Genomic DNA, 526 nt, shown 5'->3' on the forward strand with positions numbered 1-526 from the left:
CAGGGGAAATCGCGCCGGGCATGCGTCTGCGGCAGGATCACGTTGCCGCAGAATTTGGCGCAAGCCATGTTCCCGTCCGGGAGGCTTTTCGCGAGTTGGAGCTTCGTGGCTTGGCCGAGAGCAAGCCACGGCGGGGTTATCGCGTCACAGAATTCGATTTGGCAGAATTGCGCGAGGTGGCTGAGATGCGGTCCAGCCTCGAGTCGCTCGCGCTGCGCCATGCTGCCCCTAACATAACCCATGCTGTTATTCAGGAAGCAGAAGAAGTTACACGTCGTGGCGACACAGCAGAAAACGTTCGCGAATGGGATGCTGCCAACCGCCGCTTTCACCGCCTTATCCTTTCGCCTTGTCGCATGCCTCGCCTGTTGCGCACCATCGACGACCTGCATGTGGCGAGCGCCTATTTCCTCTTCGCCGCGTGGCGCCAGGATTGGGAAGCACACACTGACCGCGACCACCGCAGCATCCTTGAGGCTTTGCGTAAGGGGCGTACCGATGTGGCCTGTGCCACGCTGTCACGGCA

The 526-nt window shown here is 60.8% G+C and carries 1 protein-coding gene; it reads left to right on the forward strand.

Annotated features, from left to right (window positions below; genetic code table 11):
• The coding region (locus ACOI1H_RS26210) for a GntR family transcriptional regulator (RefSeq protein WP_422441291.1) at nucleotides 1-526 on the forward strand (526 nt) is incomplete at both ends.

Origin of the sequence: Loktanella sp. DJP18, assembly GCF_049310965.1 — a bacterium.
Classification (GTDB): Bacteria; Pseudomonadota; Alphaproteobacteria; order Rhodobacterales; family Rhodobacteraceae; genus Loktanella.